General features: G+C 44.1%; 21 protein-coding genes and 1 tRNA gene. 8 read left to right on the forward strand and 14 right to left on the reverse strand.

Annotated features, from left to right (window positions below; translation table 11 throughout):
* Positions 1-804: 804 nt before the first annotated feature.
* From PseudUWO310_RS12965 to PseudUWO310_RS12990, 6 genes are all read right to left on the reverse strand, one after another.
* On the reverse strand, positions 805-1,533 hold the full coding sequence (locus PseudUWO310_RS12965; RefSeq protein ID WP_142601885.1) for a winged helix-turn-helix domain-containing protein: 729 nt from the start codon (positions 1,531-1,533) through the stop codon (positions 805-807).
* A gap of 56 nt (positions 1,534-1,589) precedes the next feature.
* Complete coding sequence (locus PseudUWO310_RS12970) at positions 1,590-3,092, reverse strand: FAD-dependent oxidoreductase (protein ID WP_142601887.1); 1,503 nt, start codon at positions 3,090-3,092, stop codon at positions 1,590-1,592.
* A 19-nt stretch (positions 3,093-3,111) separates the two neighbouring features.
* Positions 3,112-4,359 (reverse strand): dihydroorotase, encoded by a 1,248-nt coding sequence (locus PseudUWO310_RS12975; protein ID WP_142601889.1) that lies wholly within the window; start codon positions 4,357-4,359, stop codon positions 3,112-3,114.
* A 66-nt stretch (positions 4,360-4,425) separates the two neighbouring features.
* Positions 4,426-5,442, reverse strand: coding sequence for a hypothetical protein (locus tag PseudUWO310_RS12980; protein WP_142601892.1), 1,017 nt, complete (start codon positions 5,440-5,442; stop codon positions 4,426-4,428).
* A gap of 283 nt (positions 5,443-5,725) precedes the next feature.
* Positions 5,726-6,148, reverse strand: coding sequence for a large conductance mechanosensitive channel protein MscL (mscL, locus tag PseudUWO310_RS12985; RefSeq protein WP_142601894.1), 423 nt, complete (start codon positions 6,146-6,148; stop codon positions 5,726-5,728).
* A gap of 378 nt (positions 6,149-6,526) precedes the next feature.
* Positions 6,527-6,919 carry a hypothetical protein gene (locus PseudUWO310_RS12990; protein WP_142601896.1) on the reverse strand — a complete coding sequence of 131 codons (393 nt, stop codon included), beginning with the start codon at positions 6,917-6,919 and terminating at the stop codon, positions 6,527-6,529.
* Positions 6,920-7,368: 449 nt separating this feature from the next.
* Here PseudUWO310_RS12990 and PseudUWO310_RS12995 point away from each other — a divergent pair, with 449 nt between their 5' ends.
* Entirely contained in the window at positions 7,369-8,184 is an 816-nt protein-coding gene (locus PseudUWO310_RS12995) for a mechanosensitive ion channel family protein (RefSeq protein ID WP_142601898.1), read from the forward strand.
* 278 nt (positions 8,185-8,462) lie between these two features.
* Here the strand turns inward: PseudUWO310_RS12995 and rpe are convergent, their stop codons facing one another.
* The 5 genes from rpe to PseudUWO310_RS13020 form a co-directional block, all read right to left on the reverse strand.
* Complete coding sequence (gene rpe, locus PseudUWO310_RS13000) at positions 8,463-9,152, reverse strand: ribulose-phosphate 3-epimerase (protein ID WP_009628392.1); 690 nt, start codon at positions 9,150-9,152, stop codon at positions 8,463-8,465.
* 538 nt (positions 9,153-9,690) lie between these two features.
* The gene (locus PseudUWO310_RS13005; RefSeq protein ID WP_142601901.1) at positions 9,691-11,160 is read right to left on the reverse strand and encodes an inorganic phosphate transporter; all 1,470 of its coding nucleotides are present in this window, start codon (positions 11,158-11,160) and stop codon (positions 9,691-9,693) included.
* Between the two features lie 48 nt (positions 11,161-11,208).
* The gene (mreD, locus tag PseudUWO310_RS13010; RefSeq protein WP_142601903.1) at positions 11,209-11,757 is read right to left on the reverse strand and encodes a rod shape-determining protein MreD; all 549 of its coding nucleotides are present in this window, start codon (positions 11,755-11,757) and stop codon (positions 11,209-11,211) included.
* A gap of 65 nt (positions 11,758-11,822) precedes the next feature.
* Positions 11,823-12,569, reverse strand: coding sequence for a rod shape-determining protein MreC (mreC, locus tag PseudUWO310_RS13015; protein WP_142601905.1), 747 nt, complete (start codon positions 12,567-12,569; stop codon positions 11,823-11,825).
* Between the two features lie 12 nt (positions 12,570-12,581).
* Positions 12,582-13,607 (reverse strand): rod shape-determining protein, encoded by a 1,026-nt coding sequence (locus tag PseudUWO310_RS13020; RefSeq protein ID WP_072143637.1) that lies wholly within the window; start codon positions 13,605-13,607, stop codon positions 12,582-12,584.
* 396 nt (positions 13,608-14,003) lie between these two features.
* Here PseudUWO310_RS13020 and PseudUWO310_RS13025 point away from each other — a divergent pair, with 396 nt between their 5' ends.
* On the forward strand, positions 14,004-14,456 hold the full coding sequence (locus tag PseudUWO310_RS13025; RefSeq protein WP_142601907.1) for an SRPBCC family protein: 453 nt from the start codon (positions 14,004-14,006) through the stop codon (positions 14,454-14,456).
* A gap of 345 nt (positions 14,457-14,801) precedes the next feature.
* Here the strand turns inward: PseudUWO310_RS13025 and PseudUWO310_RS13030 are convergent, their stop codons facing one another.
* Entirely contained in the window at positions 14,802-15,263 is a 462-nt protein-coding gene (locus PseudUWO310_RS13030; protein ID WP_009628386.1) for a Fur family transcriptional regulator, read from the reverse strand.
* A 128-nt stretch (positions 15,264-15,391) separates the two neighbouring features.
* On the opposite strand from PseudUWO310_RS13030, the gene PseudUWO310_RS13035 reads away from it, so the two are divergent.
* Entirely contained in the window at positions 15,392-16,591 is a 1,200-nt protein-coding gene (locus PseudUWO310_RS13035) for a class I SAM-dependent rRNA methyltransferase (RefSeq protein ID WP_142601909.1), read from the forward strand.
* A 346-nt stretch (positions 16,592-16,937) separates the two neighbouring features.
* Positions 16,938-18,527 (forward strand): mechanosensitive ion channel, encoded by a 1,590-nt coding sequence (locus PseudUWO310_RS13040; protein WP_142601912.1) that lies wholly within the window; start codon positions 16,938-16,940, stop codon positions 18,525-18,527.
* 282 nt (positions 18,528-18,809) lie between these two features.
* Here PseudUWO310_RS13040 and PseudUWO310_RS13045 read toward each other — a convergent pair whose 3' ends face one another.
* Positions 18,810-19,766, reverse strand: coding sequence for a sugar phosphate nucleotidyltransferase (locus PseudUWO310_RS13045; protein ID WP_142601914.1), 957 nt, complete (start codon positions 19,764-19,766; stop codon positions 18,810-18,812).
* 60 nt (positions 19,767-19,826) lie between these two features.
* Here PseudUWO310_RS13045 and PseudUWO310_RS13050 point away from each other — a divergent pair, with 60 nt between their 5' ends.
* Positions 19,827-20,912 carry an LCP family protein gene (locus PseudUWO310_RS13050; protein ID WP_223805650.1) on the forward strand — a complete coding sequence of 362 codons (1,086 nt, stop codon included), beginning with the start codon at positions 19,827-19,829 and terminating at the stop codon, positions 20,910-20,912.
* A 286-nt stretch (positions 20,913-21,198) separates the two neighbouring features.
* On the opposite strand, the gene PseudUWO310_RS13055 is transcribed toward PseudUWO310_RS13050, so the two are convergent.
* A tRNA-Arg gene (locus PseudUWO310_RS13055) sits at positions 21,199-21,272 on the reverse strand.
* A gap of 208 nt (positions 21,273-21,480) precedes the next feature.
* Between PseudUWO310_RS13055 and PseudUWO310_RS13060 the strand changes: the two genes are divergently transcribed.
* The 3 genes from PseudUWO310_RS13060 to PseudUWO310_RS13070 all read left to right on the forward strand — a co-directional run bounded on the left by PseudUWO310_RS13060 (position 21,481) and on the right by PseudUWO310_RS13070 (position 24,853).
* Positions 21,481-23,274 carry a cation:proton antiporter gene (locus tag PseudUWO310_RS13060; protein WP_142601918.1) on the forward strand — a complete coding sequence of 598 codons (1,794 nt, stop codon included), beginning with the start codon at positions 21,481-21,483 and terminating at the stop codon, positions 23,272-23,274.
* A gap of 13 nt (positions 23,275-23,287) precedes the next feature.
* Positions 23,288-24,346: an S-layer homology domain-containing protein gene (locus PseudUWO310_RS13065; protein ID WP_190316012.1), complete on the forward strand. Its 1,059-nt coding sequence runs from the start codon at positions 23,288-23,290 to the stop codon at positions 24,344-24,346.
* A 174-nt stretch (positions 24,347-24,520) separates the two neighbouring features.
* The gene (locus tag PseudUWO310_RS13070) at positions 24,521-24,853 is read left to right on the forward strand and encodes a tetratricopeptide repeat protein (protein ID WP_142601923.1); all 333 of its coding nucleotides are present in this window, start codon (positions 24,521-24,523) and stop codon (positions 24,851-24,853) included.
* The last annotated feature ends 339 nt before the right edge of the window (positions 24,854-25,192 follow it).

Here is a 25,192-nt window from a genome sequence, read left to right on the forward strand (position 1 = left end):
ATAATTAACATAAATATAAGCATTCCCTTATCTACTTGCTACTATCTAAAATTATATAAACCTGTTTAAAGGATATATAGCTGGTGATAATTACAAGTAAATCCCCGATTTTTGTCCGATTTTTATTCTTTTTTTATTCTTTGTTAATTCAGGTCGCATTTAATTATTTCGTTATAGTTAAATAGGCTGATTTATGTCTCAGAAAAACCTTTTGTTAGACTCTTTACCTTGGTCTAAACTATCAAGAATTACCAAAAAATGAACTGTGCAAATGTCGTAAATCTAGGGCGTGAAGCCCCTTGAAAATCAAAAAATAAACTCAAAAAAATAAAATTAAAAACTAAAATTAAAAAATAAAGAATTTGATATAAGTGATATATAAATTTCACCAAGTGTTATTAGTACATAAACCAAATAAGAGAATGGCGGTGCAAAGCACCGCCATTCTCTTATTTGGTTTGGAACTGCTAAGTAGTTGGGCATAATTAAAATCTCAAAACCTGTAGCGCACGCTGCGCGTGCGCTACAGGTTTTGAGATTTTATATTTAATTGCGCCTAGCTACTTAAGAAACCATTTAAGAATTACTTTCTGCGGTCAAAAGTTCTAAGAGATCCCCCTCAATCCCCCTTAAAAAGGGGGAAGAATTAAATTCTCCCCCCTTTTTAAGGGAGGCTGGGGGGGATCTAGTGAATTCTTAAATAGTTTCTAATATCCAAAAAAAGAAGATAATTGCGGCGCAAAGCGCCGCCATTATCTTCTTTTTTTGTTAGCTAAAAAGCTTGCCTAAAGGAGCGGATTTTGCCTATCCCAACCGATAGCCAAAGCCTCTGACAGTGACAATATGTTTAGGATCGCTGGGGTCGGCTTCAATTTTTTCCCGCAGCCAGCGAATATGAACATCTACGGTTTTGCTATCACCGACAAAATCGACTCCCCATACTTTTTCGAGAAGCTGCTCTCTCGACCAGACACGACGGGGATGACTCATAAATAAGTCTAATAAACGAAATTCTTTTGGGGATAGATTTATTTCTGCATCGTTGATCGTCACGCGACATTCATCGGGATACATGGTGACATCGCCAAACTTATAAACCGTAGCATTGGTGGCGACAAAGTCCCGACGGCTACGACGTAGTAAAGCTCGACAGCGAGCCACTAGCTCGCGCATTCCAAAAGGTTTGCTCAGATAGTCATCGGCTCCAACTTCTAGCCCCACGATGCGATCGGATTCATTTCCTCTCGCACTAATCATCAAAACAGGGACATTGTTGCCCTCGTGACGCAAAATGCGGCAGAAATCTAACCCATTAATAGAAGGTAACATGACATCCAAAACTACCAAATCCAGTCTTGCAACGGTTTTAGCGATTTGGAGCGCATTGTAACCATCCTCCGCCAGAAAAACTGTATATCCCTCTTCCCTTAGAGCCAAGGCGATCGCATCTTGAATGATCTCTTCATCTTCTACAACTAAGACACAACTGACAGTACCTTTAGAAGTCGACGAAGCCTGTTCTGTTAAGAGCATAATTTTTGTCTTAGGTTGGTCTAACCGTATCTGATCTTACATTAATCAGGATCTAATTATGTAGATCGGAAGTTAAGAAAGATTGACTTTGCTAAGTCCTTTAAGTTTTGGTTAAGCGATCTGGCTAGCTGGATATGTGGTTCATCGGATTCGATCGGGAGGATTTGGGTCAAGTTCCCCTGACTAAATTGTTGGATGACGAGATTAGCTGCTTCTAGTCCTGTGACATAGGCTTTTTCCTGCGACCAAGAGCCGTGATTGGTAATTACCCAATCGCCACTCATATATAAGTTGGGGAAACTGGTGATGGCTTTTAATAGATGCTGATAACTGCCAGGGGCGAAATGGCTAACGGCACGGGGGAGACGAACCACACTGCGATCGATAACTTGGGCTTGGTTGAATTCTGGTAGGCAAGAGGCGAGATATTTCCGCACGATCGCGATGATTTCCGCATCGTCAAGGGGCAAGAATTGGTTGGCGTGATAAAAGTCCACTTCTACAACGGAGCCAGTAGCGTCGGCATACTCATCATGAAGGGCATTCAGATCGAAAAATGTCCAGCCCGTAGTGGCCTCAAACCCAAAACAGGCATTGGATGGACGGGGAATGTTAATAAGGCGATCGAACCATAATCTGACGGCTAACACATCGATCGCCCCTAAATTCATCAAGTTCCGAAATTCTTGCCGCTTTTGCAAAGCTGGACTATTTGCCACGATTTTTTGCATTCCTGCAATGCCAACGGAAAAAATTACCGCATCGGATTCAAAGCTCTCATTGCCGCAGATTACCGCCGTTACTTTGCCCGTATCATCCGTTCTGATGTCGCTGACACGGCGATCGGTCAAGATTTTGCCGCCCAGCTCGGTAATGCGATCGCACCAAGGTTTAAAGATCTTCTCGCCAACCGTGCCCCGACACCAAACCACATCAAAGTCCGCTTGATGCGCCAAGATAAAGTAATAGAGCATTCCGATCGCGGCTGCTGCCGAGCATTGTTCTCCTGGGGCAAATAGACCAACTAGCAGCATGGGTTCAAAGGATTCGCGATAGAGGCGATCGGACACACCATATTGCCGAAATAGCTCGCGGGCGGTCATCCCGTCATATTGCTTCCATGCAGCCTCGGAGTTGTCAAAATCAATGACGGCATACATCAGAGGTAAGGCTGTTAAGCGATCGCTGAGGGGCAATCTTTTAAACTGCGTATAGGCAAAAGTCCCTAGAGGTGAAGGTAACCTTGGCAAGTCCTGAAAAATTGGTGATTCGACTTCTAAGCCTGCGGGTGAATATTGCGCTGATCTTGTCCAAGGCGTGAAAGGATCTAGTTCTAATTCTTTGACGAGGGAAAAAATATTCCGATAGGGATACCAAAAGCCATGAATGCCTGCTTCGATGGCGCGTCCCTCTGCGGTCTTCCAACCTGCGACTAGTCCTCCTGCCTGAGATCCTGCTTCCAGCAAGGTTACGTCATAGCCTTGCTTGGCGAGTTGATAGGTTGCCCCCAATCCCGCCCAACCTGCACCAACTACAATTACTTTGGGTTTGTCTATCATTTTTGTCTTTTGGTTCTTTTTAGATTACTTTACCAACGAGCGATCGCCCGATATAACTACTGTTTTTCGATGGCGAGGCGATCGCTTGTTCGCTGGCTAACCATGCCAAATTTGGATCGAAAAGGGTTGAGAGTGGTGGCTGCGTGATTCCGAAAATTTTGGCAGGATTAATGCTCAGGGCTTGCCATAGTTCACTAGCAGTTAAGAATCCCGTCGTGACGAGGTTTTGCCAAAGAACGGGAATGGCAAATTCCAAGCCGATCGCACCGACAGGAGCAACTTCAAAGGGAACTACTTTTTCCTCATAGGCGCAGGGGGTATGGTCGATGGCGATCGCATCAATTGCCCCTGATTTGATCCCAGCCACCAGAGCTAAGCGATCGCCTTCACTGCCGAGGGGAGGCATGAGGCGCAGGTTGGGATCGTAATTTTCTAAATCGCGATCGCAATGACAGAGATGCAACCAACTCGTACTTGCCGTTATGGGTAAGCCATCATTTTTCGCTTGAGAGAGCAAGGCTACCCCTTGAGCCGTCGAGATCCGCATGAAGTGGGTGGGTGCTTTAGTGAGGCGGACTAGCTCAATGAGCGCGGCGAGCGAGGAAGTTTCAGCGGCGGCGGGATAGCCTGTCATGCCATATTGCAAAGCCCATTTCCCTTCGCGGATTACGCCGCTTCCTGCTAATTCGGGATTTTGAGGGAATAGGGCGATCGGCTTGCCTAGGGGCTTCACATATTCCATCGCGCGGCGCACTAACAGGAGATTGCCTAGGGGTTTGCTATCGGTAAAGCCAATTACGGATTCGGCAAGCTCTGCCATGTCCGTAAGTTGTTTGCCTTCCAATCCTTTGGTGATAGCGCCCCAAGGTTGCAGAATATGACCATATTTATGCTGGATATTGCGCCAAAATTCCAAGGCGGCAATATCATCGATCGCGGGTTGGGTATTGGGCAAAATCCCGACGTTGCTAAAACCGCCATTCTTCGCAGCAGATACTAAGTCGGCAATGGTTTCTCTGGATTCATGTCCTGGTTCGCAACTCGTGCTGTAAAGATCGATCGCTCCAGTTCCTAAAATCAATCCCGAACGCTCATCTATATGGGTATTTTCAGGAATTTGATCCTGCCTGACATCAAGATGAATTTGGCGATCGCGATCAATCAATACATCGTTTAATGTTGCAGAATTACTTATGATCGAGTCCGCATCAAGTATGCGTACCTGCTTGAAGAGGGTGGGATACGCAAGGGAATTTTCTAAAGGCATAACAAAACAATTTTCTTTTTACTTTATAGCGGGATGGGCTTTTCTCTCTAGGAAAAACTTAGCTACCTATTGAACGATATTTAGCGATCGCTGATTTTGATAATAACTACGCCATTGCCATTTGCCCTGAGCATTTAAGCTGGGCGTAAATACTCGCACATCGAGAGAATTTAAACCAATTTCTTGAACGATGATTTCGGGATAGCGATCGCCATTTACCTCTTGAATACCATAGAGGGCATAGCTACTCACACTATCATTAACGTAGGAAAGCGCTCTGGTATGGGTCAAAATTGGTTCAGAAATCCAATCATCATTGGCTCCCTTACTCAACATGACTAACATGCTATATTCCTGACGTTGAGTGGCCGGGAGCGATAGGAACTCTTTCCATGCTTGAGCCGATAATCCCGCAGGACGCAATGGGTTGTCGAGTCTAAGCCCTGCGATAATTTCAGGCTGATTGTCCCCATTGATATCAGCACAGACTAGTGAGGCGATCGATACTTGGGCGGTGGCGGCTGGACTTGCGCCTAGTTTCACAAATAAATTCCGTGACTTTTCCAATACTAAGGGCTGGATTTTGTTAGGACAGTTAAAAAAATAATTGCGATCGCTGGTGTTAATGCGATCGCTAGCCACAATCGTTAAATTGGGCTGGCGCAGTACCTCAGGGGCTAAGCTTTTGCCCGATTGACTTTTGTCATTACTATCTGGGGCTTGCACTTTAAAACTAGCGATCGCGCCAAAGGCATCGGAGCCACGTATGGCACTTACTTGAAATGTGCCCAGAGGCTTGCCGAACTGCATCAAGGAAAATTTACTACCCGCAGGAATCGACTGAATTACGCGATCCAGACTACCAAACTGTTCTACTAGATCGGAAGGAACTATGCCCTCAATTGTCTTACCATCGGGAGAAGCTTGAAGGAATAGGAAAATAGGTACGGGGCTTTTGGCTTCTTCAGTCTTTTTGTCATTACTGGGGCTAATACAAGCATTTAAACCAATCGCAATTCCTAAAGTTATACATAATAGGCATAGGGAACGATAAATTTTGGCTCTGAATTGTCTAAATGGCATAATATGCGAGCAGTCTAGGAGTAGCTTTCTCAAAAATCTAAGTATATGCAAAGCAGATGAGTAATACCAAGTTGAAAAATGGCTACGCCATTTTGGGAATCTCAAAACCTTACTGGGTTTGGTTTTCAACTCCCGAAAGTGTAGCCACACTTTTGGAAATTGGTATAATACCAAGTTAAAAAATGGCTACGCCATTTTTTAACTTAAAAACCCTTCTAGGTTGAGTTTTTAATTCATAAAAGTGTTGTCACACCTTCGTGAATTGGTATTAGGTGGTTATATTTTATTTGGATTCCATAACTTCTGCTAAGCGTTCGACCGCCAAGGTCAGACGTTCTTGAGGATCGGGTTTTGCTTCCGCGACAGCTTCCTCACGTTTCTCCTTGCGCTTCATTGCCTCAAACGAACGAATGATCGAAAAGATGACAAGGGCAATGACGATAAAATTAATCACCGAAGCAAGAAATACACCATATTTAATACCATTGATCTGCAATTTTGCGAGGTCTTCAACACTAGCTGCTTTTAGAGCGGGATTGAGCAGCAGGGGCGTAATGATATCTTCGATTAAAGAAGTGACAATTTTGCCGAATGCACCGCCAATGACCACGGCAACAGCCAAATCAATCACATTACCTTTCATGATAAATGTTTGGAAGTCTTTGATAAAACCTCCTGCTGCCCGTTTGCCATTCTGTAAAGCCATGAATAATTCTCCTTAAACTGTGTTTTTAGCTTTTTTGCCTTTATACCAATTCCCATAAATGGCAACGCCATTTTGGGAATCTCAAAACCTTACTGGGGTTGGTGTTTAATTCCCAAAAGTGTTGTCACACTTTCGTGAATCGCTATTATGGAATAATTGCGAGATCGATCGCTGTCACAATTCGTTGAGAGTTACTATAGATTGTTTTGCCGATAATAAGTAGCTGGTCATAATTAAAAAAACAGAACTCAAACCAATAGCGCACGCGCAGCGTGCGCTATTGGTTTGAGGGTTTTATATTTAATTGCGCCCCAGCCATAATTTGGGGTTTACAAATCGCGATCGCGATCATGCAAACGCGATCGCGATTCTGCTCGTTCATCCTCTGTTTTTATCTTTTGTTTTTAACGAAGGCAAGGAAATCGGTTGATGTCGGTATAGCCGATACATCAGATACATACAGAACAGAAAATAGCCCGAACTAATACTTGCCTTGATTAACTCGGTGGTAACTTGTAAGGACTCCCCCTCCGTGGGTATGCCTCCCATCGCACCATAGGCGATCGCCCAAGTCAGCATCATGGCGATCGCCACTTGACTGACATCGCGCACTTTACGGCTACTACGCTGCTTTATCAAAGCGATCGTGGCAGGAATTAAACCAAATACGGGCATTAAACACAAAAACATTTCAATGCGCTCTTTAGGGGCATCTCGCGAAATATTTTCTGGAGTTTCAATTCGGCGATCGCGTTGAGAATAACGACTCATAACTTGACCTATGCTTCCTTTAAAATTTTGGAGCTATCCACATAGACTCATGAAAAATAGACTCATGAAAAATAGACTCATGAAAAATTCATGGCAATCCAAGGACTGTTAATAAACTCATCGGTTCCATATAATTGCCATTAGCATAAGTCAAAATTTATGACTTATATAGCTGCCACCAGTTTTGTTAGGACAAAAATAAAACCCAAAATAGTGTTGCCGCGCTCCGCACGGCAACACTATTTTGGGCTTTATAAGTAGCTAGGCATAATTAAAAACCAAAACCAGAGAGCGTACCGCCCGCGTAGCGGGCGGTACGCTCTTCTAGGTTTTAAGTTTACTTATGCCTAGCCTACTTACCTTGATCCAGTTGACGGCAGCTTAGCAATGCTTTGGCGAGCCATATTGTTTATTGATCTATTTGTCTATTTGAAGGAAAAATAACTGTAATGGATACAGCAACAATTCAAAATGTTCTGTCAACTAATTTAAACCTGCTCACGGGTGCAGCATTTAAGGTGATTGCGGCGATCGTTCTTTGGTTTATCGGTCGCAAACTTATCGATATTTCAACGGGTATTACATCCCATACCCTTAAAAAACAACGCATCGATCCAACTCTGATCGGTTATCTGGTTTCCAGTCTCACAGTTTTACTAAATATCATTTTAGTTGTCGCTATTCTTGGCTACTTTGGTGTTGAGACCACATCTTTTGCCGCACTTTTAGCGGCGGCTGGAGTAGCGATCGGTGCGGCATGGAGCGGTTTACTCGCTAACTTTGCCGCAGGTGCTTTTTTGATTGTTTTACGCCCATTCCAAGTTGGTGATTTTATCTCGGCAGGGGGGATTACGGGCACTGTGGTGGAAATAGGGCTGTTTGTGACAACCATTGACACCCCCGATAATGTCCGTACTTTTGTCGGTAACAACAAACTCTTCTCCGACAATATTCAAAACTTTTCCACTAATGCCTATCGCCGCGTTGATATCCATGCCCAGCTCGATCATTCCGTTAATCATGGTGAGGCAATCCGCGTTCTCAGGGAAAGGATTAGCAATATCCCCAATGTAATTAGTAACCCCGCTCCTCAACTGGAAATTCTTGAGTTCACGGCTCTCGGACCTGTCCTAGCCGTTCGTCCTTTCTGCAATAACACACACTATTGGCAAGTTTACTTTGATACCAATCGAGTTATTCGTGAAAGTTTTAGTGAGTCGGGCTTCCCCGTTCCTCAGCAACATTTTCAAATTCGCCAATCCTAGCCAATGCCAATTCCCAAAATGGCGTTGCCATTTTGGGAATCTCAAAACCTTATTGGGTTTGGTTTTTATAGCTGCCGCCAGTTTTGTTAGGACAAAATCAAAAACCGAAAGAGAGTTGCCGCGCTCCGCGCGGCAACTCTCTTTCGGTTTTTATGTCCTGATCCAGTTAGCGGCAGCTATAATTCACGAAAATGTGACAACACTTTAGCGAATTGGTATAACGTTATACCAAATTCCTCCTAAAAGAAGAAACCCTCGCAATGCGAGGGTTTCTTCTTTTAAGCAGTTACTAATTCAGGTCGTTTGCTATTGCGAATGTCATTAATTGCCTTAGCATAGTCTGGAGCATTGAATACTGCGGAGCCAGCCACAATCGCGTTAGCACCAGCTTCTAGAACTTGCCAAGTGTTATTTGCCTTCAGACCGCCATCTACTTCAATCCAAGGATCGAGTCCGCGATCGTCACACATTTGACGCAACTTCGCGATCTTAGGAATTACATTAGGAATAAAGCTCTGACCGCCAAAGCCAGGATTAACGCTCATGATCAGTACCAAGTCGCAGAGATCGAGCACATACTCAATGAAACTCAAAGGGGTTGAAGGGTTGAGAGATACACCAGCGAGTTTACCGAGTTCTTTAATTTGCGAAAGATTGCGGTGCAGGTGAGGGCAAGCGGTGTGCTCGGCGTGGACGGTGATGATATCAGCACCAGCTTTAGCGAAGTCAGCTACATATCTTTCAGGCTCGGCGATCATCAAATGCACATCAAGAATCTTAGTGGTGACGGGGCGGATTGCCGAAACAACCAATGGTCCAATCGTAATATTGGGGACAAAGCGACCATCCATCACATCAACGTGAATCCAGTCTGCACCCGCCGCATCAACTGCACGAATGTCGTCACCTAAACGGCTAAAGTCAGCAGACAGGATCGAGGGGGAAATAACTGTGGACTTTTTAGGCATATGATTTACGGTGGGCTTAGCTTAACAAGTGTCTAAAAAACAGCAGATAAAGGTAATTTTAACTACAGTCTTATCTTAATTATTAATTAAATTTAGCAGCTTTGAACGTAAAAAACATAATTGTCGCGCTTTTCAATGTCATAAGTTTTAGATGATTCTTGCTCTTTCTAAAGGCTTCCTAAAGGCTTTCTAAAGACTTCCTAAAGACTTCCAGAGGAAGAGTGGCGGTGCGAAGCACCGCCACTGAGCATAATTAATGCTAAAGCTCAAAATGGCTAAGCCATTTTGAGCTTTGAAAACCCTTATACCAATTCCCAAAAGTGTAGCAACACTTTTGGGAATTGAAAACCAAACCCAGTAAGGGTTTTAAAATCACAAAATGGCGTAGCCATTTTGTGATTTGGTATTACTAGGTTTGGTTTTTAATTCACGAAATTGTTGCAACAATTTCGTGAATTGGTATAAAACCCCAAGCCCTATAGCGCACGCGCAGCGTGCGCTATAGGGCTTGGGGTTTTATATTTAATTGCGTAGCTACTTAGTGGTGAATTACAAATAAGCCGATTGCATAGGTAATAAATCCCAGAAAAATACAACTTGGCAAAGTTAATCCCCAAGCTAGTAACAATTTTTTGACCGTATCTATCTGCAAACCCGCCCGATTTGCTACCATCGTTCCTGCAATGCCTGAAGAAAGAATATGGGTCGTACTAACGGGTAGCCCAAAGTAATTTGCCGTGGCGATCGCCGTCATGGTGACCATTTCGGAAGTTGCGCCTTGGGCATAGTTAAGATGTTCTGTACCAATTTTTTCGCCTACGGTGACGACAACTCTTTGCCAGCCGATCATCGTGCCTAGTCCGAGCGCGATCGCGATCGCGACCTTCACCCAGTAGGGGATAAACTTGAGAATGCGATCTAACTGATTTTTAAAGTCAATGATTACATCTTGATTTGGGAGATTTGCCAATTTTGTGGGTGTTTCTAGTTTGCCAATTTTGCCGATCGCCATTGACATTAAATAAAGATCGTTTCTAACTTGGCGGCGATCGCCGATAGCAATGTCTCGTAAATTATCACTTTGGCTCAAATACTCATTAACGCTCTGACTTTCGGAGATGAGCGATCGCCAGATATTTTCATTTAATTGTCCTTCAGGCTGTAAAAATTTTGTAAGTTCGGCTCGACTAGTAGCAATCAATTCGTCCGAGGATGCCTCTATGATCGTCCCACTAATTTGTGACTCGAAGATGGGGATGACTGAGTTAGATGTCGCCACTAATCTGGCGATCGCTTGTGGACTTGTATCGAGGTTCAAAGCGAAGAGGCTTGGCAAAAAGACGATTAAGATCAGCATCATTAAGCCCACTCCTTTCTGACCATCATTAGAGCCATGGGCAAAGCTTACTCCTGTGCAGGTCAAGACGAGCACAGCTCTAATCCATAGGGGAGGCTCCTTTTCGCTGGGCGGGCTATAGAGATCCTCCCGTTGAAAGAGCGCTTTACTAATTAGAAATAGAATTACTGCACCACAAAATCCTAACAATGGCGAAACTAGTAACGAAACCAACACTTCCAGCATTTTGCTTGCATTGATGCCATCCCACCAATTTCTTTCTAGGGATAGTAATGAATGGGCGATCGCGATCCCCGTAATGGCTCCGATCAAGCTATGGGTACTTGATACGGGCAGTCCTAAATACCAAGTTCCCAAATTCCAAATAATTGCCGAAATTAATAGGGCTAGAACCATGACTAGACTGGAATCAGAAGCATCGTTAACCATTAAGTCCGCAGGCAGGAGGGAAACGATCGCAAAGGCAACGGTTCCACTAGAGGTGAGTACTCCTAATAGATTCCAAATTCCCGACCAGACGACGGCATAAACTGGTTTGAGGGTATTGGTATAAATCACGGTCGCGACGGCATTGGCGGTGTCATGAAATCCATTCACAAACTCAAAGCCAAGAACCAAAGCGATGGCTAAACCTAAGAATAAATATTCCATAAAAAATATCAATCCAACTTCAGCGCCACAGCGGGCTAAATTTTGCCATTAATCATCTTTTGTGCCGAGAGAGCGCCACCAGCGACTAAGCGGAAAGTAAATCGCTGGAGACCATAAGCTGCTCAAAATTGCCGAACTAAGGGCAATTCTCTGTTGCAAAGACCAGACATTATCGATCCCCGCGCCCATAAAGGTCAGTTGGACAGCGTGCATTGTTTCGACGATCACTGCCATCCCAAACACGATCAAAGCGATCGAAATAAAATCTTCTTGGATATAGCGCTGCTTTTGTAACAGTGATGTTAATCCCCCAGCGATCGCTAGTCCCAAGGTATGGGTTGGGGAAATATTTAGATCGGTAACCGTGGTCATCCCATCCTGAACCATACCTAAGGCTATACCCGTCATCACCGTTAAAAACACGGGACGGTTAACACTCCATGCAACTAGCCAAATCAGCAACCAATTGGGAGCAATTCCCATCAGGGTCATGCCGGGCATTCTGGTATACATGGCGAGAATACATGCCAGCAAAGAACCAATGGTGACAATCCCATTTAAAAACTTCTTGGATATAGAGGTTTTGCGATCGAGCATGGGTAAGGATTTAGGCAAGCTAAAACAAATATAGACGGTGAAAAGCAACGCCTATATTTGTGAGTTTATATTTTTTCTTGAAATGGGTAGACTTTTACGTAGTCGAGTAGTCCTAATGGAGTAGAAAATTCGACGATCGCTTCGGGAGAGGGTTGTTTATCTAGATTGATCGATTTAATCCGACCGACGGGAATACTTTCAGGAAATAATGTCGTGAACTGCGAAGTAGTGACAATATCGCCGACCTTAACATCAGGATCGCGCTCGAAAAACTCCAAAATAGCCGTATTTTGGCTCTGCCCCTTGAGCATTCCACTAAAGCGACTGCGGCTGACGACAACCCCAACTTGGCTATTAGGGTCGCTGACTAAGAGAATTTGGCTACTATTGGGAGAAACATGGGTTACCCGTCCGACCAATCCACCAGGAGCGACAACTACAGAATTAGGCTTGATGCCATCATTACTGCCTTTACCGATTAAAACTTGATTCCACCATGAATCAGCCCCACGACCGATGACTGTAGCCCAAATACCAGTATCCGTAGGACTGACCTTGACCTTTAGGATTTCTTTCATCCGTTGGTTTTGGGACTCTAGCTCAGTTAGGCGATAGCGCAGTTCGCGAACCTGCGCATCTTGTAAGAGTTCTTGCTTAGATACCGTTGCTTGAAAGGGACGACTGAGAAACTGGTAGGTTTCCATGATTGCTACCCCTTGTGTTTGGCGGATAACCCAAGCCACACCTATGCCAACGGTAACAACAGCAGTTTGAAAACTATAGCGTTGCCACCAACTACGGATTGACTCCATGAAAAATTTTACCTATAAACTTTTCAAGCGACTAGTAAGTACACGACCAAGATTTTTGTAATCTTCCAGTACCCGACCAGCACCAATCACCACGCAATCTAAAGGTGCGGGAGCAATATGTGTAACAATTCCTGTCTCGTGGCTGATCAAAGTATCAATTCCATTCAGCATTGCGCCACCACCTGCCAGCATAATACCGCGATCGATGATATCGGCAGCTAATTCAGGAGGAGTACGCTCAAGGGTGCGTTTTACTGCTTCGATGATTACCGAGAGCGGTTCGCTCATACTTTCGCGGATTTCCGAAGACTTGACGGTCACGGTACGAGGTAGACCAGATAATAGGTGTAGCCCTCTGACCTCCATCGAAGTTTCTTCTTTGATCGGATAGGCTGAACCAATTTTGATTTTGATTTCTTCAGAAGTCCGCTCCCCAACAACAAGGTTATGCACGGTCTTCATATACTTCATGATGGCTTCGCTGAGTTCGTCGCCAGCAACCCGCACTGACTCGCTCAAAACGATACCTTGCAAACTCATAACTGCGACTTCAGTTGTACCACCACCAATATCGATGATCATATTGCCAGTTGCTTCGGTTACAGGGAGCCCTGCACCGATCGCTGCTGCGATTGGCTCATCGATTGGGTAGACTTCACTAGCGCCAGCACGACGGGCGGCATCCATTACAGCACGCCATTCTACCCCCGTTACCCCACTTGGTATACCGATCGCAATACGAGGATTAAAAACGCCTTTTTTAACTTTCTGAATGAACGAACGCAGCATTAACTCAGCAGAGTCAAAGTCCGCAATTACACCATCCTTAAGGGGACGCACCGCAATGATGTCACCTGGTGTGCGACCGATCATCTTATTGGCTTCGTTTCCAACTGCGTAGGCAGTCTTATCTCGTTGATCGATCGCGACAACGGAGGGCTCTTGCAAAACAATACCTTCCCCAGACACATAAATAAGTGTGTTGGCGGTACCGAGGTCAATGCCTATGTCTTTCGTGAAATGGCGTAATAAACCCACAGTCAACTCTTCCAGTGGTCAAACTAGCTATATTAATTTAACATTTTATTACGATTGTTGTCACTTAGTCTAGTCTTCTTAACTATTCCGAAAAAATTAAGCGGCTAAATATGATTACTTCCTTCTCAGTGAAGAATTAGACGTTGCGGCGCTTCGCGCCGAAAAAATTAAGCGGCTAAATATGATTACTCCCTTCTCAGTGCAGAATTAGAGGTTGCGGCGCTTCGCACCGCAACGCTAATTATTGGTTTTTGATGTCTATTTCTTTGGCGGTAAGGGAGTAGATATAGAATCCCCAAAGCCGAGGCGCACTCTTTGCGGGGCAAACACCAGTCAAAGAAACGCTATATTATGATGAATATTCAGTAAAACTTTGTAATAACTAACGATTATCCAATGAGTGATTGGCTAGAACATACCGTCCAAACCGAAGTCGCTATTCCCGTGGAATACGCTTGGTCGTTGTGGTCAGACTTACAGGCTATGCCCCGTTGGATGAAGTGGATTGATTCTGTGATTGTTACGGACGATCCTGAGGTTTCAGCTTGGAAGCTTGGTACAAATGGTTTGACCTTTACTTGGAAGTCTCGCATTTTGAAACAAATTCCCAATCAAATAATTCAATGGGAGTCAATTGGTGGTTTGCCCAATCGAGGTGCTGTGAGGTTTTATGGTCGTCCTAATAACCTAACCATTGTGAAGTTGAGTATTGCCTACGCGATTCCCGCGATCGGTCAACTGATGGATAATTTATTTTTGGGACAAGTAGTCGAATCTACTTTGCAAGCAGATTTAGATAGATTCAAGATTTACGCTCAAGAAGACTTTACTAATTCAAGATCTGCATAATTAACGTCAGTTCGGGTTAAGCTGTCAAATTTTCACAGCTCAAAGTAAAACCCTTGCTTAGCAAGGGTTTTACTCTTTTTTGAGAAAGGGTTTGCTCCGCAAACCCTTTCTCAAAAAACGTTTCAAATTATCCCGAACTCACGTTATACCAAATCACAAAATGGCTACGCCATTTTGTGATTTAAAAACCCTTACTGGGTTTAGTTTTCAATTCACAAAAGTGTTGTCACACTTTCGTGAATTGGTATTAATTAATCCTTAAAGCCCAAAAGCCTGTGGTATAAGCCACAGGCTTTTCAATATTCTAGTTAAGAATGGTCTGAGCTTAGCTCAGACCATTCTTAACTAGAATATTGAGCGTTGACCTTCAGGGCTAACCCCAATAATAGTAAGCTGGCAGTCTAGAACAGAAAATCCATATTTATCGGCAACTTTTTTACTAATCGTGAGGATTTGATCGTTTTTGAATTCAATGACGCGATTAGTTTTTACGCAGACTAGATGGTGATGGTGATGAGGTTTTGGTTGATTGATTTCGTAATGTTTATGATCTTCGGTGAGTTCTAATTCTCGCAAAATCCCCATCCGCGCCATCATCTTGACTGTCCGATAAATTGTTGAAAGACTAATATTTTCACCTTGGATTTTGAGACGTTCGTAGAGATCTTCAGCACTGAGATGCTCTCCTTCAGGGAGGGTCTGAAATGTGCTCAAAATCACCTCACGTTGGGGTGTCATGCGACAACCTTTTGAGTTGAGTTCAGCCTTTAGGGATTCAGGTGAATAGGTGGTCTCCGCAGAAGTCATGGCATTATCAATAACGATAGCTTCTTGAGAATAGCATATAGTGCAAATGGTCTCAGCGTTGTTCGACTTTTTGTGTTATGTTTAGCAACCTATGTCACCTCACCTATGTCACTTCATAGTTATTAATTATGTTAACGTTGCCGCGCGCGATTATTCATCGTAAAAAAGTTGATGCGGTGCAGCGTTTTCATCCTTGGATTTTTTCGGGGGCGATCGCCAAAATGTCGGGCGAAGTCCGTGATGGTGACTTGGTAGAAGCTTACAGCGAGGATGGTAAATTTTTAGCGATCGGGCTGTGGGGGATGGGGAGCATTGCGATCAAAGTGCTATCGTTTCAACCAGTCGAATCGATGCGACAATTGTTAAAGGAGAACTTAAAGCAAGCATTTACCCTCAGGCAACAGTTGGGTTTAATTGATAACTTAGAAACTAATTGTTATCGCTTGGTGAGTTCTGAAGGGGATAGTCTGGCTGGCTTAATTATTGATATTTACGGCGATACAGCCGTTTTACAGTGCCATTCGTTGGGGACATATCGCTATCGTCAGGATATTGCCGAAATATTGATGGAGATCTATGGCGATCGCCTGAAAGCAGTTTACGACAAAAGTGCGGCGACCCTTTCGCGCAAATCGCAGGCGCAATCGCAGGATGGGCTATTAATTGGTGAAAAATCCCTTGATAATGCCGAAGTCTTAGAATACGGACATCGCTTTATTGTGGATTGGGAGAGGGGACAGAAAACAGGATTTTTCTTGGATCAAAGGGAAAATCGATGGTTATTTGGCAAGTATGCAACGGGGAAAAAGGTCTTAAATACCTTTTGTTATTCGGGTGGATTCTCGGTATATGCCGTTGCCTCAGGGGCGCGAGAAGTGCATTCGATCGATAGTTCGGTCAAAGCTATGGAATGGACGGATCGCAATATTGCTGCCAATTTCGATGCTGAGCGTCAGTCCAGACATACTTCTTTTACAGGGGATGTATTTGACTTTCTAAAACAATGCGATCGCGATTATGAAGCGATCGTGCTCGATCCGCCTGCCTTTGCCAAAAGTCTATCGGCGCGGCATTCCGCGATGCAAGCCTACAAACGCTTGAATGCACAGGCTCTCTCTAATCTAAAAAGTGGTGGTTTATTATTTACTTTTTCCTGTTCGCAGGTGGTGAATGTAGAGAATTTTACGGGAGCAGTTACGGCCGCAGCGATCGAGTCTGGTCGCACCATTCGCGTTTTGCATCATCTGACCCATCCTGCCGATCATCCGACGAGCATTTTTCATCCTGAAGGAGCTTATCTTAAGGGTTTAGTTTTAAGCGTTCAGTAGCTACTCCCTTCCCAGTGAAGAATTAGATGTTGCGGCGCTTCGCGCCGCAATGCTAATTCTTGTTTTTGTATGTGAAGCCTCTCACAACTCATTATAAAAACCTAAAACCTGCGGCGCACGCACAGCGTGCGCCGCAGGTTTTAGCTCTGGATTTTAATTATGTTGTGGTACTTATGTCTGCTGTCAATTGTCATAACAAAACTTTAAAAATAGGGGATGTATTGAGCTAGAGCGATATTCTTGAGGCTTTAGTTAAAGCTTAACTATTAATTGCTGTTTTTTGTATATAAATGCACTTAATATACGGGAGAGGATAATTCCTTAATTGTTAAGTTAAAGGTGCAATATGCGAGACTTTACTTATTTCCTGTTGGCTCAAACAACGGCGAAAAGTTCTGGCATTGAGGATCTACTCAAGCCCGATGGATTAGTATTTCAACTGGTTTTTGCGATCGCCATTTTAGTTGGTGGTTGGGTAATTGCGATATTTTTCTCCTCCATGACCGAAGGTTTACTAAAACGTACAGATATTGATAATAAACTGGCGAATTGGTTAACAGGTTCTCGTAGTAATAGTTTGCCAATTGAAAAATGGGCAGGCACTACAGTTTTTTGGATTATTATTCTTTTTACTTTAGTCGGATTTTTTCAATATCTCCGATTAGATGCTGTGGCAACTCCCCTAAATAGTTTGCTGGCGCAAATTGCTGCATTTCTGCCAAAACTTGGTGGAGCCGCAATTTTGGCTGGGATTGCATGGGTTTTGGCTACTATTTGTAAAGCGATCGTTGCCCGCTTTTTGCGATCGGCTCAGATCGATAATAAAGTCAATGAGAGCGTTGGGGACTCTACCACTGAGGCAATGCCTCTAAGTGAGACGTTATCTTCTGCACTATATTGGTTCATTCTGTTACTGTTTTTACCCCTAGTGCTTGACACATTAGGCTTAGTACAAGCACTTCAGCCTTTACAAAATCTGGTTAATCAGATTTTAAGCGCTCTTCCCAAAATCCTGAAAGCAGCGATGATTGGTGGGATTGGTTGGTTAATTGCTCAAGCTGTGAAACGAATTGTTACTAACCTGCTAGCTACTAGTGGAGCGGATCGCTTTCTGCAACGCTGGACTCCCAATCAAACGGAGTATACGCTTTCGCAAGTAGTTGGGAATTTTATCTATGTATTAATTCTAATTCCCACAGCAATCTCAACCTTAGAGGCGTTAGAAGTTGGCGCGATTTCTCGTCCAGCGACGGCAATGCTCGATCAAGTTTTGCGCTTCTTACCTCAAGTCTTTGTGGCAAGTGTAATTCTTACGGTTGCCTATTTCCTCGGACAATTTGCCAGAGATATTATTTCGGGAATTCTCGCAGGCTTAGGTTTTAACAATATTTTGCAATGGTTGGGATTTCCTGCGCTCGCTTCCTCTTCACCCGTCGATACAGCGATCGGTGAAGATCATGAATCTACCGCTACGCCAACCTCGCTCCCTTCCCAAACTCCTTCGCAAATCGTTGGCATCATTGTATTCTTGGCGATCATGTTAGTAGCGATCGCTACGGCTACTGATGTTTTACAGATTAATGCACTGACGCGAATTGTATTTGGAGTCTTGCTAGTGGCAGGGCAAGTACTAAGCGGGGTCGTTATTTTTGCGATCGGGCTATACCTTGCCAATCTTGCCTTTAACTTAATTTCTAGTACTGGTGGCAGACAATCAAGAATCCTCGGTCATGCTGCGCGGATTTCGATAGTGGCGCTGATTACCGCGATGGCTCTAAAACAGATGGGTATAGCTAGTAATATTGTCGATCTCGCCTTTGGTTTATTGACTGGTGCGATTGCCGTAGCGATCGCGGTTGCCTTTGGACTTGGCGGTAAAGATATCGCTTCACAACAGTTACGTGAATGGTTAGATTCTTTCAAGCGTAACGATTAAGAGTTATATGCAAATTATGGCAATAAAGAGATTCTCTTAGCGAATCTCTTTTTATAGCTTGGAATCCCTTAAAGATGATTTCCTATCTAAACGAATCTTGATAACGTCAGTTCGGGTTAATCTGGCAAATTTTAAAAGCCCAAAAATAAAAGCCTTGCTACGCAAGGCTTTTATTTTTGGGCTGTGAGAAAGTGTGACAACACTTTTGTGAATTAAAAACCAAACCCAGTAAGGTTTTGAGGTTTCCAAAATGGCAACGCCATTTTGGAAATCGGTATAAATCTAAACAAACATAGAGCCAGCACTGTATATTCCAGAAGCGATCGCCTTATTAACTAGGGAATTTGCCCCGATTAAGGTTTGGGATGGAATATGCGCATCTTTCCCAATGGAAGCATATTCGCCAATATAACAAGGAGCCTCTAAAACAGCCCCCTCATCTACCTTGGCTGTTTTAGCGATCCAAATTCCTTTATGGATTTGCTCAGCGCGATCGCCAAAATCAAAGGGAACATTCTCTTGTAAAACATCCACTTGTGCTTGGTAATACTTTTCTGGAGTTCCCATATCCATCCAATATCCATCCCAAACAAATCCCATCATCTTCAATCCATTTTCTAGGACATTAGGGAAGACTTTCCGTTCAAAGCTTAAGGGCTCTCCTACGGGATAACTATCAAAAATCTTTGGTTCTAAAACGTAGGTTCCCGCATTAATGGTATTAATGCCTTGGGCGAGAAATTGTAAAGCTTGGTCGGCATTGGGTTTTTCGCGAAAGGCTTGGACTTGATTTTGCGCGTTAATTTCTACTAAGCCAAAAGGAGTGATATCGGGAACTCTCGTTAAGGTTAGAGTTGCATCGGCTGAAGTTTCTTGGTGAAACTTTATTAGGGCTATTAAGTCTAAATTAGTGAGGACATCCGCATTGAATACAATCAATGATTCCCCCGTGAAATATGGCTCTGCAAGCTTAATTGCCCCTGCGGTATCGAGGGGAGTTGACTCTTCGATATAGCGGATTTTGACTCCAAAGCGATCGCCATCACCAAAATAATCGATGACTTGTCGCGATTGATACTGCACGTTGAGCAAAATGTCGCACACATTAGCTTCACGACAACGATTAACCATCCATTCTAAAAAAGGGCGATCGATCAGAGGTAGCATCGGCTTAGGACATCCATAGGTCAAGGGTCTGAGGCGCGTTCCTTTCCCACCAGCAATAATTACAGCTTGCATAGAGTTGTTGACTTGCGGTATATGTTGTTTGTTGAGCATTATAGAAGTACGGAGTGGTGTGTGAGCAATAGACCGATTACCGCATCCAAAATTCGGTCAGCCGATCCCACCAATCGTGCTGATTTGCCAGTTATTTCCTCAGAATCAAAGCAAATCTCAAAGCCAGCCGTGCCCAAAAATAAGCAAAAACGCATACCCTTCGCTAAAATTGGGTTTTCCCTGTCTTTATTACTATCCATCGGTGCGGGGACTTTACTGGGTCGGGTTATTCCGATTAATGCCATAGATTGGGGCGGTTTATTGTCTGGAAGAAAGCCTGAAGAGGTGTTAATGGAGAGCTTGGGGCGCAAATTAGAACGTCCCTATCAAATTTTGGTCTTGGGAGTAGATCGCGTTCTCGAAGCACCGCTTGGTTCGCCTGAATCCTTTAACGGTCGAAGCGATAGCATGTTGCTGATTCGGTTTGATCCAAACACCCGTTCGGTGGATATTCTGTCAATTCCTCGCGATACACAGGTACCAATTCCGGGGTATGGTGTGACGAAAATCAATGCCGCTAATGTTTACGGTGGTGCAGCGCTTGCCCAAGAAATCGTTTCTGAAAAGCTCAATGACGTGGAAATCGATCGCTATGTCAGGTTAGATACCTCTGGGCTATCGGCTCTAGTCGATGCCCTTGGTGGAATTGAAGTCAATGTCCCTAAGCGGATGAAGTACGTCGATAAAACTCAAAAGTTAAACATCAATCTCTATCCAGGGGTACAAACTCTCAACGGCGAACAGGCTGAGGGTTATGCCAGATTCCGTCATGATGAAGATGGAGACCTTGGCAGGATTCAACGGCAGCAGATCGTGTTGAAGGCCCTAAAAGCCAAAATCGCTCATCCTTCAATCGTTATTCATCTGCCCGACCTGATTAACATCATGAAGAAGCATGTGGACTCTAATCTCAGTTTTGACGAGATGATGGCGATTTCCACTTTTAGTCTTACGGTTAAACCCGATCGCATTAAAGCTAACAGTTTAAAGGGTAGACCTAGCGAACCCAATGAGTTTCGCTATAGTTATTGGATTGTGAACTCTGATGATGTGGAGATGGCGATCGCAGGTAAATTCAAAACTAATGAAAACAACACAACTAAATAGAATTGCTAGCATAGCTATTGCTCCTCGCGATCGGACAAAATCAAACCCCAAGAGGAGAAGGTTAGCGCTTCGCGCTAACCTTCTCCTCTTGGGGTTTACGGCTTAAGTAACTCTTTTGTTGCTACTCCCTTCCCAGTAAAGAATTAGACGTTGCGGCGCGAAGCGCCGCAACGTCTAATTCTTGGTTTTTAATGTCTAATTTTATAGCGGGAAGGGAGTAGCACAAAAAAATCAGAAAGAAGCAGCATTAAGTGCTGCTTCTTTCTGATTTTTTTGTTTATTAGGACGGGCCAGGAGGGATTCGAACCCCCGACACCGTGGTCCGTAGCCACGTGCTCTAGTCCACTGAGCTACAAGCCCTTAACTCGCGAATCTTATAATAACATACTTTGCAGTATTGACAAGCAAAAAAATTATTTTTTTGTCTGCGTCCGTGAAAACCCTACGGAACAATGCTTTAGCCTTGCTATGGGGGATGAGACTAATGAATATCGAAGCCGCTTCTTTTGCTTTAGGGGTTCTAAATCCAAGCTAAAGTAGAGATGGCAATGTTCTTAAGTTGATTTCTGTGCAAGAAGATTTTCGGTTAATTGTGGATTTAGTAACTGTTCTTGCGGCAGCCTCCTTTGGTGGATTACTAGCGGCGGCCCTGCGATTACCAGTTTTATTGGGTTACATCTTTGGTGGCATTATCGTTGGCCCAACGGGTTTAGGGCTGATCAAAGAATTGATTCAGGTGGAGACCCTCGCCCAGTTTGGTGTTGCCTTCTTGTTATTTGCGCTCGGAGTGGAGTTTTCCCTGAAGCAATTAAACAAGGTGAGAGCGATCGCCCTTGGGGGCGGTACATTACAGATTTTGCTCACAATCGCCTTAACTACAGTCCTATCGGTATTCGTGGGATGGGTCGATACCCCCGTTCAAGGTGTTTTTCTGGGCGGGATCCTGTCGCTATCGTCTACGGCGGTAGTGCTCAGAAGTTTGATGGAAACCAATGAAACCGAGTCTGCACAGGGACAGGTAACTTTGGGGATGTTAATCATTCAAGATTTGGCTCTGGGTTTGATGTTGGCGGTGCTACCTGCCTTAGATCATCCTGAAACGGTTGGTGTCGAAGTGGTAAAGGCTTTGTCCGTAACTGCTTTATTTGCTGGTGGAGCGATCGCCGCAGGCATTTGGTTGATCCCGCCCTTTTTACGCTGGGTTGCGAGTACCGAGAGCCGCGAATTATTTTTATTAAGTGTGATCGTGCTTTGTTTGGGGATTGCCCTTTTGACCGAACATTTAGGCTTGTCGATTGAAATGGGAGCCTTTGTGGCGGGTTTGATGATCTCGGAGGTGGAATATGCCGATCAGGCTCTCACCTACGTGGAGCCGCTGCGCGATGTATTTGCTACATTGTTTTTTGCGGCGATCGGGATGCTGATCGATCCCTTGTTTTTAATTCAAAACTGGGAGTTAATCCTCAGCCTTGTGGCGATCGTGATGATCGGCAAATTTCTAATCGTGGTTCCCTTGGTGAGCTTTTTTCGCTATCCCCTGCGAGTTGCCATCTTTGCGGGACTGGGGCTAGCCCAGATTGGTGAATTTTCCTTTGTGTTAGCCAGTGAGGGGCAGAAGTTAGGTTTAGTTTCGCGGCGGGTCTATTTGCTGATTTTAGGAACAACGGCTGTAACGCTGATGGTTACCCCTTTCTTGCTCAAGGCGACACCGCAGATCCTATTGCTATTAGAAAAAGTCCCATTTCTCAAAACTTGGATGAACAAGTTGGATATGCCACAGGAAATTTCTGTGAATGCCGTACTCAAGGATCATGTGGTGGTCTGTGGCTACGGAAGGATCGGACAGGGCATTGTGACCTTACTGCAATCGAAGGGCTATTCCGTATTGGTGATTGAGGAAGCGGAATCTAAGGTACAGATTTTAAGAGCGCAAAATATCCCTTACCTGTATGGTAACTGCGCTAGCCCTTTGGTACTAGAAAAAGCGGAAATCGACCATGCGCGATCGATGCTCATTGCTATTTCCGACCCGATCGCCACTAGACTGGCGGTGCAGCGAGCTGTGGGGATGTCACCCGCGATAGATATCGTGGCAAGAGCAGATAAAGATGCTGATATCGATACGCTCTATCAACTTGGGGCAAAGGAGGTAGTCCATCCGACCTTTGAGGCTAGTTTAGAGTTGTCAACGCACCTGTTGATCTGTCTAGGTGAAAAGTCACAGGATATTCAATCAGAAATTAATGCTGTACGACGCAGCCGCTATGCGAATTTCCGTCCTGAGATTGCCTGTGTATTGCCAGTGATCCCACCTCTATTGCCGCCTAGCAGCGATCTGGTTGAGATTGATGGCAAGGCTTAGTAAGAACGTGGTTATGATCGTCAAATTTCGTCAAATCTTTCATTTTTCACTAGTCGGAGCGCTAGCGGTTTCCTTGGTTGCTTGCCAAGGATCGAATCTTGGGAATTCCTTAGAAAATGCGATCGCTCCTGCTAGTTCGCCCTCATCGGATGTGGGCTCCGAGCAGAAGGCGCTAGAGCCGACTACAAGTCCAACGCCCGAACCCAAGCCCAGTCCTGTCAAGACTGCGGGCAATTCAGATGCTATTACCGAGCCACCTTCCCAAGACATCACAAACAAGCCTGATCGCGGCTCTGTTCCTCTGACGGCTGCTTCGGCAATGCGAATGTCCCAGATTGCCTTGTCAGGATTAATCACACCAAAAAACGAACAAAATTCTCTCAAGTCGATATTTTATATAGGTTTTGGCAATCCTTCCCCTAAAAGTGGAGAATTTAGTGATCTTGAAACCTTGCCCTCCTCCCTGAGGGATTGGATTAAGGATTTAAATAAACTAGGAACGATTACTCCTAAAGTCGATCGGGAATTTCGCCCCAATACATTAATTTCCCGTAGAGAATATGCCCGATGGCTAATACAAACCAATAATCGCCTCTATAAAAATCAGCCCAGTCGCCAAATTCGGTTTGCGCAACCATCGGATCTGGCGAGTTTTCCCGATATTCCCAGCAGTCATCCAGACTTTACGATCATCCAAGGGCTAGCTAATGCGGGGCTGATTGGCGGTACTGGCGATCGCTTTCGCCCCAACGATCCCCTATTACGGGAAGAACTAGTACAATGGAAAATTCCCCTCGATCTCAGGCAACCTCTCCCTAATGCCACATTAGAGAATGTCAGCCAAGCTTGGGGATTTAAGGATAGCGATCGTATTAGTGAAAATGCCTTGAGTGCAATTTTCGCCGATGCGCAACTGCGAGATATTTCTAATATTCGGCGTAGTTTCGGCTTTACCACATTATTGCAACCTCAAAAGCCCGTAACCCGTGCGGAAGCTGCTGCCTCACTCTGGTATTTTGGCACAGCTACCGATGGTATCTCCGTTGCGAAATCTTTAGAATCGGAACGATAGATCTTGATTTAATTAACCAATTTATTGTATTTATAGCTCTGGTTATTTGGGCGATCGCGATCGCAGCAGCAAAAAACAATTTAGTTTCATAATGGGAACTGCTGCTACATAATTAAAGTCGTTATCAAAGTCTTTGAAGTATCGAAATTTCTGGAAATAAAGGAAAAACTCCCTATGAAAAAACTACTAATATTTGCCCTTGCCAGCAGTTCATTTTTGATTTCTGATCTGTCTCATGCGGCTCAGCCCCAGAACGCATCCTATCCCTCGAACGAAGTCTCAGTCACTAACAAGGATCTGATTGTTGATAAGACTAAAGGAACTGCCACTAAGAGTCCAAACACTATTAAATACGATGCATTTATGAAAGCTGGCTATGCAGCCTATAACAAAAAAGATTACAAAACAGCCTTGAGCAATTTTAAAAGTGCTTTAGAGCTGCGCCCCAACAATGTCTATGCAGTTAAAGCAATTCAAAATACCGAGAAACGCTTGGCTGGAAAATAAGTGTTGATTTTTCGGGGTTGATTTTTCGGGGTTGATTTTTCGGAGTTGATTTTTTGGGAATTTTCAAATTATACCAAAGCTAAAAATGGCTACGCCATTTTTAGCTTTAAAAACCCTTACTGGGTTTGGTTTTTAATTCACAAAAGTGTTGTCACTCTTTCGTGAATTGGTATTAGAGAGTTTACATTACAACCCCTTTAATTTTCCTTACAACTTTAAGCATATGGCTCACTAATAGTAATACCAATTCCCAAAATGGCAACGCCATTTGGTAATGCTAAAAAGGAAAAGATTTAAATAGGTAAGGATGGGCGACGCGAAGCGTCGCCCATCCTTACC

The organism is Pseudanabaena sp. UWO310 (assembly GCF_006861605.1).
Classification (GTDB): Bacteria; Cyanobacteriota; Cyanobacteriia; order Pseudanabaenales; family Pseudanabaenaceae; genus Pseudanabaena.